The organism is Parendozoicomonas sp. 209JJ7-1 (genome assembly GCF_058147085.1).
The window spans coordinates 1-12,755 of record NZ_JBYVJU010000020.1 but is presented as its reverse complement, the minus strand read 5'-3'; the positions used below and the strand labels follow the sequence as shown (position 1 = coordinate 12,755).

Below are 12,755 nucleotides of genomic sequence, written 5' to 3'. Positions count from 1 at the left end.
ATGAGCTTAAAAACCTTTATAAAAAGAGGTGGCATCAGGCTTGATGTGGCAAGGATTTCAAAGTCGTATCTTGACGGCAGATCCATTCAGGAAACGTCCTTTGATTGTCACAGGTTGATCAAGAACCTGTGTAAGCAGGGATATCTGTTTGCAGAAGCCGCTGAAGAGTTATGGGAGAATGAGGATCAGAGCTGTTTTATGGCCATGAATATAGGGTCACAGCACGGCGTTTTTTATCTGAAGAGCAGAATGTTTTCTTCTCCGGAGGAGGCCTGTGTGTTTTTGAAAAACTGGGTCAGAAAAACTGAGCACCCGGAAACAGCGGCATTGCCGGAGCAGATTGCTTCACGACATATTCACGATAAAGAAGGCTGGCTGCGTGTGTGAATTGCTGGTGGATGCTGAGCGCAATGGCTGGACGAAGTCGAAATATTATCGGTACCTTTTAAAATCACAAAAGCAGTAGGTTACTGAGTGCATTCAGGAGGAAGAAACGATGAATCCTTTTTTACAAGGTGAAGGTTTGGGTATTTTCTGTTCAGTTCCGTCCATGAATCTGCAAATTTCGTTTTAACATCATATGGTGTCAAACCTGCTTCTTTATCTTCGAGGCTGTAATATATATTGAGGTCTTCGTCTACGTGTACTTCGAACCCTTCTGCTGACGCACCTTCGGCCGATTCTTTTATACAATATTGATCATAGCAACCAATCATTGCGACATCTTTTATGTTTTGTTTTCTCAAGTAAGCACCAAGACGGCCTTCTATATTATCCTGAAGACCTTTTTGAGCTGATACGGCAGCGTCTGCATTGAACGCACCATCTGTTCGTTTCAAAAAAAATGTATAGTTTTTGTTTCTTTGAAGAATATAAGATAGCTCCTGGATACCTTCCTCTTCTTCTGGGTTTCCTGTCGAACTTGAGTATCGTACATCAACAAATGTGATCGACGGGTTGTCGCAGAAGTGTGCCAGTAACCTGCGTTGCATTCTTACAGTTTTATTGTTTCCAAACAAAAGAAAATCTCCTTTAAATTCCTTTTGCATATCAATTACTAATATGGCGACCTTGCGCTTCTGGGCCAAAAGCTGCTCTATATAAGCGATTGTGTCTTGAAGAGTTGCCTTTGACGCGGGCGCAAACGCTATGGCACAGATCAGCAGCCATCTTGTTTTCATGGTGTTCGTTTCCAAGCATAACTCCTCAAAGATAACCCAAAAAATGCAATCACATTCTATGGATAGCCAGCGTCGCGGAGTGCTGTGGCTGAACAATCCCTATGACATTTCAGACTGCGAACGGTCAAAGCCCAGACAGGGCCAGACTATCCAGCAGTGGCTGGATGAAAACGGCGGTATCGAGCGTCTGAACGTCAGGCCGACTGTCTGTGTGTACCGGGGCAGGCAGCTGATGCGGGCGGAGTATGGGGCAACTCCCATTAACGGCGCCGTCTGTTTTGTTGCGCTGCCACAATCTGGAGATGGCGGGTCTAACCCGCTGGTATGATCGCCATGGTGGCGCTGATGGTTGTGGTGCCGATTGAGGTCGATTTCAGGGATATGAAAACGACCATGGACATGGAGCCCTTGAGCTGCAAGTCTCCAGACATGATAAGAAAGGAAATTCAGGTTTACTTTCTGGCTTATAACCTGATACGTCTATTGATGCAGCAGTCTGCATTAATGGCTGATATCCTGCCTCGTCAGATCAGCTTTAAACACACACTCCAACTCTGGCAGCTTTGGAATGTGTGCCAGATGCTCAGTGAGCGCAGAGTAGAAGACGAAGTTGTGTTTAGGCTTATGGGCCAATGTCGTGTGGGGCAGCGCCCTGGGCGATTTGAGCCCAGGGCGCTAAAGCGAAGGCAAAAACCTTACCCGCTACTCATGACACCCAGGTTTGTGGCGCAGATGAAAATCAGAGTGCATGGGCACCCGAAAAAGCTTAAGTAAGTGCCATTCGGCTCCGACCCCTTTTACCCCGGACCCCTTTTACCCCGCTTTCACGCTTTTTGGATCTCAGTTCAGGGCAAAATCCTGGGCAACTTCATCCCGGCCATTAAACAGCCCGTAGCGGATAAATCCTTTTCCTTTATTCTGTAGAGCCTGCTCCGGCAGGTTAAGCGTCCAGCTCTGGCCTGCGTAAATCCGGTTGCCGTCGTTAAGCTTGGTGCAGCTTTCTTCTTCTTTATTCAGGCAGTAGCGGCCATTGCGAAGAACCACATTTATATTGCCGCTGTTGGTAAAGGTGATTTCTTTGCCTTCCACTTTGGAGGAAACATCAAAAAATGGGTTGTCCGGGCGGATAAATGCTAGAACCTGATAGGCGACAAGGATTTTGACCGCCGTCTGGGTTGCTTCCAGCTCGCCAACCACGGGGCGGAAAGTAACGCGATAAACCTCTTCCACCCTGGGTGCAGGGTTAAGGCTTACCAGGCGAACGGCTTTCCGACCGCCGGGGGCGATGATACTTTTACCCGGCGTAGCCAGTAGCTGCATTTTGTCCGGATCGGTAATTCTTATCCGTTCTTCGTTGGGGGCTCCGGGTTTTTCTACCTTGAAGATTTCTGTTTCCAGATAGAGCGGCTCTTTATCGGGGTTGGTAACCAGAATATCCTGCCGTGGCAGTTTATCCGCATCGAAATAGACGATCACCCTGTCCAGAGCAACACCGGCAGTCGCAAAGGGTGCAATTATGAGTGAGGTTGTAAAAATAATAAATTGGCAAAGCCTTTTGATAAGTGATGCAGTCATAATGCTGGTTTTTGTTCTGCTGAATTCTCCAGTGGTTATAACCGGATTCAGTCGTTGACTCAAGGAGAGTTGATTACTCAGGAGCAATCAGAATGGTTTGTGGATAACGGGAAGAATTGCCGGTGGAGCCTGCGGGAAGAACTGGTGCAGTGTCTTTAAAGCAGTGACTGCTCTTATTTGCACTGTTGAGGGTAAGAATCTGTCGGTTGCCTGGTTTGGCCGTGGAGTTGCGGGGGGGAAGCTCTGAGGTGGAGAAATGATTTACCCCCAGGCTGGAGATGCAGACTGTACCATCGTTTCTGCTGTCTGGGGTTGCAGTGGTTTGCAGGGAAAGTTTTGGTGGAATAACCAGCCGAATAGTGAATGAGCCGGTAGACGTTTTGCCAAGGCTGCCCTGAACCGCCGCCTGTGCCCCCAGTGGGGCTGAAATAAGCAGAAAGAAAAGAAGTCTGGTGATACGCATGGTTATATCCAGGGCAAACCATTGATAGCAGGGCTATCGACCTGTGGTTTCTGTAATTAAGAAAAATCCTTCCGTTATTTTTCAGACAGCTTCTCATCGCGTACTCTGGTGTTGAACTCCACTGCTACGGCCATGACTACTGGATGCTTTATGTTTCATATCGCCCTCTATGAACCCCGGATCGCTCAAAATACAGGCAATATCATCAGGCTTGTGGCCAATAACGGCTGTGCCCTGCATTTGATAGAGCCATTGGGGTTTGACCTGGATGAAAAAAAGGTGCGCAGGGCGGGGCTTGATTATCATGATCTGGCCAATGTCACAGTTCATCCGGATTATCTGGCCTTTGAAAAGGCCATGGCAGGTCGTCGCATTTTTGCCTGTACCACAAAAGGCAGCCGCCCCCATGACCAGCTGGAATACCGTGAAGGAGATGTTCTGCTGTTTGGCTCAGAAACCAGTGGCCTGCCCGATGATCTGCGCAATAGTTTCCCGGAAGAGCATCGGCTGCGTATTCCCATGGTGAAAACATCCCGCAGCCTGAACCTTTCCAATGCGGTGGCAATTGTCAGCTATGAAGCCTGGCGGCAGGTGGGCTTTTCCGGTGGAATTTAACAGGCATAAACAGAAAAAAAGGGCTATTGGCCAGAATTGTGTAACTAATAGGGCATTTATGTCAGTAAATGTTTGACCTGTGCCGTTTGCTTATGGATGATATTGACAGAATTTCCCAGACTGTACGGGAAATTCACAAAACAATTCTGGCTGGTTGCAGTACCAGACCATAACCGGGAACCCGCCGGAATAATAAAAATAATAAAGACAAGGGGTAACCCATGCCTAACACACACAAGGGGGTCCGGCCATTATTGCTGGCCGGCACGGTGGCTCTTGCCGTTTCTCAACATGCGGGGGCGATTGAGTTCAGCCATGGTGAACTCGAAGGAACCTTCAATTCCCAACTCTCTGTCGGTGCCAGCTGGGCACTGGAAGATGCCAGTTCCAAGACTATTGCCGTTTCTAACGGTGGTAAGGGCTACAGCAGCGCATCCGATGATGGCAAGCTGAACTTCAAAAAAGGGGAAACCTTCTCCGAGATTTTCAAAGGTGTTCACGAGCTGAACCTGAATTACCGGAATTATGGCGCATTTGTGCGTGGTAAATACTGGTATGACTACCGCCTGAAGAAAAAGAATGTAAAACACGGCCATGGTCCGACGGGCTATGGTGATTCCCGCACGTCAAAGCGTCTGGATGATTCTGATTTTGATGATTCCGCCAAGTTCTCTGGCGCGGAAATTCTTGATGCTTATGTTTATGGCTCTTTTGAACTGGGTGACAAACTGCTTGATCTGCGTTTGGGGCGCCAGGTCGTCAGCTGGGGTGAAAGCACCTTTATCCGCAATGGTATTAATGTTGTTAACCCTGTTGATGTGAGTGCATTCCGTCGCCCTGGTGCGGAGATTAAAGAAGGTTTGCTGCCGGTGAATATGGTATTTGCCAATCTGGCACTTACCGATAACCTCAGCCTGGAAGCTTTTTATCAGCTTGAGTGGAAAAAAACCGTTGTTGATGGTTGTGGAACCTTTTTCTCGAGTGGAGACCTTCTGGATAAAGGTTGTAATTATGCAACTATATTCGGTGGTTTGCCGAGATTCGGCGCTTTCACTCCCTCAGATGAGTTTGCCTCAAGTTCTCCTATAGGCTCCGGGTTGTTCAGGCTTCAGCGACTCAGGGATAAAGATGCAAAAGACAGCGGCCAGTTTGGTATTTCAGCCCGTTACTATGCGTCCGAACTGAATGATACAGAATTTGGTTTCTATTTTATTAACTACCATAGCCGCACACCAATACTGAGTGGTTTTTACAACCCGATTAACCCGCAGATTCCAGGTCCCAGTGGTTTTCGTGGAACCTACTTTTTTGAATATCCTGAGAATATCCGTCTCTATGGCTTGAGTTTTGCGACTCAGGTTGGGGATTATTCTGTTTCAGGGGAGATAAGCTATCGGCCCAACCAGCCGGTACAGGTGAACTCCGTGGAGAATCTGCTGGCAGGCCTTGGGTTTGGAGGTATTGAGCAGGCAAGAGCCAATGCGGCCGGTATAGGGGGTGAACTGAATGGTTATGATCGCCTGGAGGTGACTCAGGCACAGGTTACAGCGACACGCTTTATTGAGCAGGTGCTTGGTGCCAGTCGTCTGACGCTTGTGGGTGAGATTGGTTACTCCCATGTCGGCTCACTGCCTTCCCTGAGTAAAAACCGCTATGGAAGAGCCTTTGCCTATGGTGCTGGCTCAGACAGACCCGGAGGCTGTAATCCGGCTGCTGCGAATGTTTGCACCAAAGAGGGTTTTGTAACCACAGATTCCTGGGGCTACAAAATCCTCGGCAAGCTGGATTATCCCAATGTCATCGCGGGTATAAACCTGTCACCCAAAGTCGTTTATTCCCATGATGTAAACGGTACATCGGCCACAGGCACTTTCCTGGAAGGCCGTCAGGCGCTGAATATTGGCCTGAACGCGGAATATCTGAACAAATACACCGCCAGTATTTCCGCCACCAAGTTCTGGGGTGGTAAATACAACACAGCCAAAGACCGTGACTTTGCTTCCGTCAGTTTCGGTATGAGCTTCTAAGGGAGTTGTTAATAATGAAAATAAAAACACAACTGGCCGCCGCTGTTGCTCTTACATTGAGCGCCGGCCTTGCAATGGCCAAGGTTAGCCCGGAAGAGGCTGCCGAACTGGGCAAAAGCTTAACGCCAGTAGGCGCGGAAAAAGCCGGTAATGCTGCCGGCACCATACCCGCCTGGGATGGCGAGGCTGTGGTAACCCAGGGCGAAGATGGCTTTTTAATTAATCCTTTTAAAGATGATAAGCCCCTGTTCACAGTAACAGCAGCAAACATGGATCAGTATGCTGATCTGCTGACGGAAGGCCAGAAGCGCATGCTGAAGGACTTTCCGGATACCTACAAAATGCCGGTTTACAAAACCCGTCGTGCGACAGCTTACCCGGAGTTTATCTATGACCGTGCTAAACAGGATGCCACTGGTGTAACCCTGATCAATAACGGCAACGGCCTTTCCGGTATGGTGGGCAGTGTGCCTTTCCCCATTCCCAAGAGTGGTGTTGAGGTGTACTGGAACCATGTGAACCGCTACAAGGGCGGTTCCCTGCAGGCGATAACCGCTGCTGCTCCTGTTCAGACTAATGGTGATTTCACCCTGGTGCGCTTCCAGGATCAGTTGGTATTCTCTGACTATATGGTGGATTCCGATAAGGCCGATACTGATAACATCCTGTTCTATTTTACCCGCAAAGTACTGGCTCCGGCCCGTATGACCGGTAACGTACTGCTGGTTCACGAACCTCTCGATCAGGTAAAAGAACCCCGTCGTGCATGGAGTTATAACGCTGGTCAGCGTCGTGTGCGCCGTGCCCCCACCATTGCCTACGACGGCCCGGCGTTTGCGGCGGAAGGTATGCGGACTTCCGATAACGTGGATATCTTCAACGGCGCTCCCGACCGCTACGACTGGAAGCTGATTGGCAAGAGAGAGATGCTGGTGCCTTACAACAGCTATCAACTGGCCGACCGTAACCTGAAGTACAAGGACTTTATCAAGAAGAACCATATTGATCAGGATCAGACCCGCTACGAACTGCACCGGGTCTGGGTTGTGGAAGCCACTGTAAAAGAAGGCAGCCGCCATGTATATGGCAAGCGCACTCTCTATATAGATGAGGACACCTGGCAGATCGTACACGCGGATCACTACGATAACCGTGGTAACCTGTGGCGTGTGGGTGAAGGCCATACTGTGTATTACAGCAACCCGCAGATGACTTTCTACGCCATTACCACGCTGTATGACCTGACCTCCCGTCGTTACCTGGTAGATGGCCTGCTGAACGAAGAAACCAAGCCTCTGGACTTCTCTGTGAGCTCCAGAAGCCGTGACTTTACGCCGGGGGCATTGCGCCGGGCAGGGCGTTGAATGTGGTGTGAATGCTTGAGCTGACGTATTCTCAGCTCAAGGTTGTTGAGAAAGGGCTGTGGCTATTGTTTGATGGCTTCAGCCCTTTCCGTATTTATAATGAATGCATTGCCATTGAAAGATCAGGTTCCCAATTCTATGTCCTATCAGGATGATATCCGCTGGTTGCAGAGGTTTGATAACTATAAGCGTGCATTAAGCAGGCTGACAGAAGCTGTTGATTTGGCTCAGACCCGGCCTTTGTCTGATCTGGAAATGCAGGGGTTAATTCAGGGGTTTGAATTTACCCATGAACTGGCCTGGAATACCTTAAAAGATTTTCTTGTTTATCGTGGGGTTGGCCAAATTATAGGTTCCAGGGACGCGACTCGTGCAGCGTTTAAGGCCGATATACTGGACGATGGTGAAGTGTGGATGGAGATGATAAAAAGCCGGAATCTGACATCCCATACCTATCGCGAAGAGGTTGTACGAGAGATCGCTGGTCATATTCTGGAAAGATATTACCCGGCTTTTGTTGCCTTAAGGGGCGTGTTGCAGAACTGGGCGGAACAGTCCGGTGACTGATTCCCAAATGCCTCAGCAGTGGGGGCTGAAGCATGAAACCATTCAGAAGATTCGTGGTGTTTTCAGGGCATTTCCTGAGGTGGGGCAAGCGATTCTTTATGGCTCCCGTGCCAGGGGGAATTATCGTAAAGGGTCGGATATTGATCTTGCCCTTTTGCATGCAGAAGGTGAACAACTGGATCTTGAGATTTTGCGTCAGATCGATGAGGCTCTTGATGATTTGCTGCTGCCTTACTCTTTCGACCTGGCCATTCTTTCCGAGATTGATAACTCCAACCTAACAGAGCATATAGAGCGTGTTGGGGTTGTTTTTTATATGGCAAGTTAAGTGGGACGGGTTTATTTGAACGTGTGGTGTGACGCAGCAGGGCATGTTCTGCGAAAAAAGTGTTACTAAATTACACGCTCATTGTCGTTGAACGGGTATCCCCGCCCCTGTGGTTCCCATATTCAGGTATTTGTAGTGAACTTCACGAAACTGGCATGGTACTTGATTGGTATAAGGCGGACAGATTCCATTAATAAATTAATAACAGACAGAAAGGTATGAATATGGAAAAGCGTAACCAGGGTGGTTTTACCCTTATTGAATTGATGATCGTAGTGGCGATTATTGGTATTTTGGCGGCAGTGGCTATTCCGCAGTATCAGAATTATGTAGGGCGCTCCAATGTAGCATCTGCTGTTGCCAGTCTGACTGCTAACAGAACGTCTTTAGAAGATTATGTGCTTAACTTCGGAGAGTTTCCTGATGGAAGTACCGCCGAGCGAGCCGCGGACCCCTCTGCCACTCCGCCTGTCCTTTTCCTTCGTGGCGAACGTCCCCAGGATTTGGGAGTAGTTCAGCCTTCAAATGGCACTATTGCCTTCACAGATAGTAATAATGGTGCAGGCTATGTTGAGTTTACCTTCACCACAGGCAACGCGGCTGTCATCAATAACAGTGTTCGTCTCATTCGTGCCGAGAATGGTAACTGGACTTGCCAAACCAATATTGACTCTGATTTTGTCGGCCAAGGTTGCTCGCCTGTAAGCTCTTATTAAGGGTAAAAGTTCAGGTGATAAAAAAGCCGGCTTGCCGGCTTTTTTATCACCTGAAGAAAAGTGGTTTCATTCGCTTGACGATGCACTTGGCTTTAAAAGGATCGAATAATAATGACAAAGCCTCAAGGCGCGGGATTTACCCTGATAGAGTTAATAATAACAATTGCTATTGTTGGTTTGCTGGCTGCGATTGCAATCCCCAGCTACCAAAACTATATGGCCTACACCAAATTTAATGCTGCATTGACTGACCTATCCCAGCATAGCCTCCGTGTTGATACGGATATAGCCCATGGAGAAACCACCACCCTAGCCATTACCAGAGCAATGAATAGAAATCCAACATCACACTGCGCTTTCAGCGCAAACAGCAATAGTATGATATGTTCCATTCTATCTGCCCCTTATAAGGCTCGTGGAACAATTACCCTGACCTGGAACCTATTAGGATGGAGCTGCACAACATCAGTAACCGATGCCTATGTAAGAAGATATTGCCGCTAAAAGAATAAAAAAATAAGGCTCTTCAGGGATATCTGTGGGTGAAAATAAAGGACACCCATTGATTAGTCAGAGTGTCCATAATAAAAAATAAAGGACACCCATTGATTAGTCCCATCCAAAACACCCTCATTTACTGAGAAAACAAGAACTGCTCCGTCACCAAGAGCAAAATAAAACAAGGGGAACAATTAGCCGAACGGCAAGAGTGTCCACAACGGGGAATATCATCGCCATTCAGGTGAAAGCTGTTCGGCAGGGCGGAGCTCTTTTTTGCCGAAGTGATTCCTGTGGGTTTGATGGCCGTTAGAGGGCTCAATGGCAACGGTTGTCTACAGGAGCTTTCAGATATCCCTGGTAAATCAGGTAATGCTGTCCCTCGAAGATCACGTCATAAAAGAGTTTATCCCGGGAACCGGCGAAAAAACGTTCAGGCACACTGGAGTGCCGTTTGTACATATCCCCGGTAAACCTCAGAACCCCATTGTCTGACAGCTGAGGTGATGTTCTGTCGAGCGGGCCTATGGAAATAAAGCCCGTCAGTTCGTTCTTTTTGAGCATCCAGGCGTCCACGGAGTCGGAGCCTGGGTCAAAGATAATGATAAAAAACTTCCTGCCCAGCTCCTCAGGGGAGATGGTTCGCAGCTCTGAAACCCGCAGGGTGAAGGGTTTATGGCACTCTTTGATCTTCGCCATAGAGGGGTTTAGAAGCGCTAAGGCGGGTAAAGGTATGGCCAGCAGGGTTAACAGGCAGAGCAGAGCTGCCCATGTTCGACTACTGAATGCGTTCAAAAGCATAATTGTTCCTGATGTAAGTATTAAAATAACGGCCCTGTGATTCGGCGCTTTCCAACCCGTTTCGGGTTGACAGGCTGACGTTGCTATAGCGATATACACTGCCGCTGGCAAACTCAATATCAAGAAGATGGTTGATCGCAGAGTAACCAAAACCATTAAGAGCGGATGATGAGACGCTCTGTTGTGCATGCATGGGATAATGAAAATAAAGGACACCCATTGATTAGTCAGAGTGTCCATCACGAGGAATATCATCGCCATTCAGGTGAAAGCTGTTCGGCAGGGCGGAGCTCTTCTTTGCCGAGGAAATAAAGGACACCCATTGATTAGTCAGAGTGTCCATCACGGAGAATATCATCGCCATTCAGGTGAAAGCTGTTCGGCAGGGCGGAGTTCTTTTTTGCCGAAGTGATTCCTGTGGGTTTGATGGCCGTTAGAGGGCTCAATGGCAACGGTTGTCTACAGGAGCTTTCAGATTAAAAAATAAAGGACACCCATTGATTAGTCCCATCCAAAACACCCTCATTTACTGAGAAAACAAAAACTGCTCCGTCACCAAGAGCAAAATAAAACAAGGGGAACAATTAGCCGAACGTCAAGAGTGTCCACAACGGGGAATATCATCGCCATTCAGGTGAAAGCTGTTCGGCAGGGCGGAGCTCTTTTTTGCCGAAGTGATTCCTGTGGGTTTGATGGCCGTTAGAGGGCTCAAAAAAATAAAGGACACCCATTGATTAGTCAGAGTGTCCATCACGGGGAATATCATCGCCATTCAGGTGAAAGCTGTTCGGTAGGGCGGAGCTCTTCTTTGCCGAAGTGATTCCTGTGGGTTTGATGGCCGCTAAAGAACTCAATGGCAACGGTTGTGAAAAAATAAAGGACACCCATTGATTGGTCCCATCCAAAACACCCTCATTTACTGAGAAAACAAAAACTGCTCCGTCACCAAGAGCAAAATAAAACAAGGGGAACAATTAGCCGAACGTCAAGAGTGTCCATCACGGGGAATATCATCGCCATTCAGGTGAAAGCTGTTCGGCAGGGCGGAACTCTTCTTTATCAGAGTGATTCCTGTGGGTTTAATGGCCGTTAGAGGGCTCAATGGCAACGGTTGTCTACAGGAGCTTTCAGATATCCCTGGTAAATCAGGTAATGCTGTCCCTCGAAGATCACGTCATAAAAGAGTTTATCCCGGGAACCGGCGAAAAAACGTTCAGGCACACTGGAGTGCCGTTTGTACATATCCCCGGTAAACCTCAAAACCCCATTGTCTGACAGCTGAGGTGATGTTCTGTCGAGCGGGCCTATGGAAATAAAGCCCGTCAGTTCGTTCTTTTTGAGCATCCAGGCGTCCACGGAGTCGGAGCTTGGGTCAAAGATAATGATAAAAAACTTCCTGCCCAGCTCCTCAGGGGAGATGGTTCGCAGCTCTGAAACCCGCAGGGTGAAGGGTTTATGGCACTCTTTGATCTTCGCCATAGAGGGGTTTAGAAGCGCTAAGGCGGGTAAAGGTATGGCCAGCAGGGTTAACAGGCAGAGCAGAGCTGCCCATGTTCGACTACTGAATGCGTTCAAAAGCATAATTGTTCCTGATGTAAGTATTAAAATAACGGCCTTAAGATTCTGCGCTTTCCAGCCCGTTTCGGGTTGGCAGGCTGACGTTGCTGTAGCGATACACGCTGCCGCTGGAAAACTCAATATCCAGGAGCTGGTTGATGGCGGAGTAACCAAAACCATTGAGAGCAGATGATGAGGCTTGATGTTGTGCATGCATGAGATAGGGGGTCAGGTTTTGTGCGATACTCCGCATCTGTGACGCTATTTCCGCGCCCTGACCGCCTGGTGCCAAGTAGGACGCTTCCAGTCCATGACCGGTGGAATCTTCTGGATTACCGGGGCCGGAATAGTTTGCGGGCACGGATCCCAATACCCCACGTACCATCGACATAATAAGGTCATTATTATTGGTCAGATGGCCTATGATACCGGGGTGCAGATGGCCAATGGCACCTCCCGGGGTATAGACAGGGGAGGCAATCTGCATCATCCCCAGTATAGGGTAACTTGCGATACTGTAGCCGTTAGGGAAGGTGTAACTCGCGTAGATGGCGTTGATCACAGTATTACCATAAAAGTTTCCCTGGGAATGGGTGATCAAAATAGCCCGGCTGCAGGTGTCCAGAAGGTCTTTCACATTGGCGATGGCCTTCTTTGTATCCTGTTCGGCCAGGGTAACTGTATAAACTGTATTGACAGCGTTTAAAAAATCCTTCACCTGGGCTTCGGTGGTGACGGACCCCAGATATCCCGGGTCGTTGTTCAGGAACTGGATGATCGCCTCGCTTGCGCCATCTTCCGCTTTTTGGCGGGCGACTTCGAAAACCTGAAACAAAAAGAATTCATCATCGTTATACGATCCATCCACCCTTGTTGAAAAACCATCACTGGCCAGATGGGTATTCAGAAATTGTTGGATGACTATTTTATTGGCTTGATATTCACTGAAGTCAGTAAACATACCGTTGATGTAATGAGATTCTATATTATCAACACGCTGCTCACAGCTGGCGGTGGTTTTGGTGGAAACACCTGCCACTGTTAGTGCAACTAACAACATCCT

18 protein-coding genes are annotated in these 12,755 nt (G+C 48.4%); 10 read left to right on the top strand and 8 right to left on the bottom strand.

Features of this window, described 5'->3' with window-relative positions; translation table 11 throughout:
• Nucleotides 1-45: 45 nt before the first annotated feature.
• Nucleotides 46-387, top strand: coding sequence for a hypothetical protein (locus ACY2RQ_RS17180; RefSeq protein WP_490114225.1), 342 nt, complete (start codon nucleotides 46-48; stop codon nucleotides 385-387).
• 80 nt (nucleotides 388-467) lie between these two features.
• On the opposite strand, the gene ACY2RQ_RS17175 is transcribed toward ACY2RQ_RS17180, so the two are convergent.
• Nucleotides 468-1,196: an isochorismatase family protein gene (locus ACY2RQ_RS17175; protein WP_490114224.1), complete on the bottom strand. Its 729-nt coding sequence runs from the start codon at nucleotides 1,194-1,196 to the stop codon at nucleotides 468-470.
• A gap of 28 nt (nucleotides 1,197-1,224) precedes the next feature.
• On the opposite strand from ACY2RQ_RS17175, the gene ACY2RQ_RS17170 reads away from it, so the two are divergent.
• Nucleotides 1,225-1,509, top strand: coding sequence for a hypothetical protein (locus ACY2RQ_RS17170; RefSeq protein WP_490114223.1), 285 nt, complete (start codon nucleotides 1,225-1,227; stop codon nucleotides 1,507-1,509).
• Between the two features lie 5 nt (nucleotides 1,510-1,514).
• Complete coding sequence (locus tag ACY2RQ_RS17165; protein ID WP_490114222.1) at nucleotides 1,515-1,955, top strand: hypothetical protein; 441 nt, start codon at nucleotides 1,515-1,517, stop codon at nucleotides 1,953-1,955.
• Between the two features lie 66 nt (nucleotides 1,956-2,021).
• On the opposite strand, the gene ACY2RQ_RS17160 is transcribed toward ACY2RQ_RS17165, so the two are convergent.
• Nucleotides 2,022-2,756 carry a fimbrial biogenesis chaperone gene (locus ACY2RQ_RS17160; protein ID WP_490114221.1) on the bottom strand — a complete coding sequence of 245 codons (735 nt, stop codon included), beginning with the start codon at nucleotides 2,754-2,756 and terminating at the stop codon, nucleotides 2,022-2,024.
• 73 nt (nucleotides 2,757-2,829) lie between these two features.
• Nucleotides 2,830-3,219, bottom strand: coding sequence for a hypothetical protein (locus tag ACY2RQ_RS17155; RefSeq protein ID WP_490114220.1), 390 nt, complete (start codon nucleotides 3,217-3,219; stop codon nucleotides 2,830-2,832).
• Between the two features lie 150 nt (nucleotides 3,220-3,369).
• Here ACY2RQ_RS17155 and ACY2RQ_RS17150 point away from each other — a divergent pair, with 150 nt between their 5' ends.
• The 7 genes from ACY2RQ_RS17150 (at nucleotide 3,370) to ACY2RQ_RS17120 (ending at nucleotide 9,340) form a co-directional block, all read left to right on the top strand.
• Nucleotides 3,370-3,834 (top strand): tRNA (cytidine(34)-2'-O)-methyltransferase, encoded by a 465-nt coding sequence (locus ACY2RQ_RS17150; RefSeq protein WP_490114219.1) that lies wholly within the window; start codon nucleotides 3,370-3,372, stop codon nucleotides 3,832-3,834.
• A gap of 221 nt (nucleotides 3,835-4,055) precedes the next feature.
• Nucleotides 4,056-5,861: a DUF1302 domain-containing protein gene (locus tag ACY2RQ_RS17145; RefSeq protein ID WP_490114218.1), complete on the top strand. Its 1,806-nt coding sequence runs from the start codon at nucleotides 4,056-4,058 to the stop codon at nucleotides 5,859-5,861.
• 14 nt (nucleotides 5,862-5,875) lie between these two features.
• Entirely contained in the window at nucleotides 5,876-7,225 is a 1,350-nt protein-coding gene (locus tag ACY2RQ_RS17140) for a DUF1329 domain-containing protein (protein WP_490114217.1), read from the top strand.
• A 138-nt stretch (nucleotides 7,226-7,363) separates the two neighbouring features.
• Nucleotides 7,364-7,792 (top strand): nucleotidyltransferase substrate binding protein, encoded by a 429-nt coding sequence (locus tag ACY2RQ_RS17135; protein ID WP_490114216.1) that lies wholly within the window; start codon nucleotides 7,364-7,366, stop codon nucleotides 7,790-7,792.
• Nucleotides 7,785-8,120: a nucleotidyltransferase domain-containing protein gene (locus ACY2RQ_RS17130; protein WP_490114215.1), complete on the top strand. Its 336-nt coding sequence runs from the start codon at nucleotides 7,785-7,787 to the stop codon at nucleotides 8,118-8,120. Before ACY2RQ_RS17135 ends, ACY2RQ_RS17130 begins: the two co-directional genes overlap by 8 nt.
• Nucleotides 8,121-8,344: 224 nt before the next feature.
• Nucleotides 8,345-8,836, top strand: a complete 492-nt coding sequence (locus tag ACY2RQ_RS17125; protein ID WP_490114214.1) for a pilin — start codon at nucleotides 8,345-8,347, stop codon at nucleotides 8,834-8,836.
• A gap of 111 nt (nucleotides 8,837-8,947) precedes the next feature.
• Nucleotides 8,948-9,340: a pilin gene (locus tag ACY2RQ_RS17120; RefSeq protein WP_490114213.1), complete on the top strand. Its 393-nt coding sequence runs from the start codon at nucleotides 8,948-8,950 to the stop codon at nucleotides 9,338-9,340.
• 312 nt (nucleotides 9,341-9,652) lie between these two features.
• Here the strand turns inward: ACY2RQ_RS17120 and ACY2RQ_RS17115 are convergent, their stop codons facing one another.
• The 5 genes from ACY2RQ_RS17115 to ACY2RQ_RS17095 form a co-directional block, all read right to left on the bottom strand.
• Nucleotides 9,653-10,135: a hypothetical protein gene (locus tag ACY2RQ_RS17115; protein WP_490114212.1), complete on the bottom strand. Its 483-nt coding sequence runs from the start codon at nucleotides 10,133-10,135 to the stop codon at nucleotides 9,653-9,655.
• Nucleotides 10,113-10,355 carry a KTSC domain-containing protein gene (locus ACY2RQ_RS17110; RefSeq protein WP_490114211.1) on the bottom strand — a complete coding sequence of 81 codons (243 nt, stop codon included), beginning with the start codon at nucleotides 10,353-10,355 and terminating at the stop codon, nucleotides 10,113-10,115. The genes ACY2RQ_RS17115 and ACY2RQ_RS17110 overlap by 23 nt, the downstream gene beginning before the upstream one ends.
• Nucleotides 10,356-10,358: 3 nt before the next feature.
• Nucleotides 10,359-10,499 (bottom strand): hypothetical protein, encoded by a 141-nt coding sequence (locus ACY2RQ_RS17105; RefSeq protein ID WP_490114210.1) that lies wholly within the window; start codon nucleotides 10,497-10,499, stop codon nucleotides 10,359-10,361.
• A 734-nt stretch (nucleotides 10,500-11,233) separates the two neighbouring features.
• Nucleotides 11,234-11,716 carry a hypothetical protein gene (locus ACY2RQ_RS17100; RefSeq protein WP_490114209.1) on the bottom strand — a complete coding sequence of 161 codons (483 nt, stop codon included), beginning with the start codon at nucleotides 11,714-11,716 and terminating at the stop codon, nucleotides 11,234-11,236.
• Between the two features lie 34 nt (nucleotides 11,717-11,750).
• Nucleotides 11,751-12,755, bottom strand: a 1,005-nt coding sequence (locus ACY2RQ_RS17095) for a KTSC domain-containing protein (RefSeq protein WP_490114208.1), incomplete at its 5' end; no start/stop codon positions are given.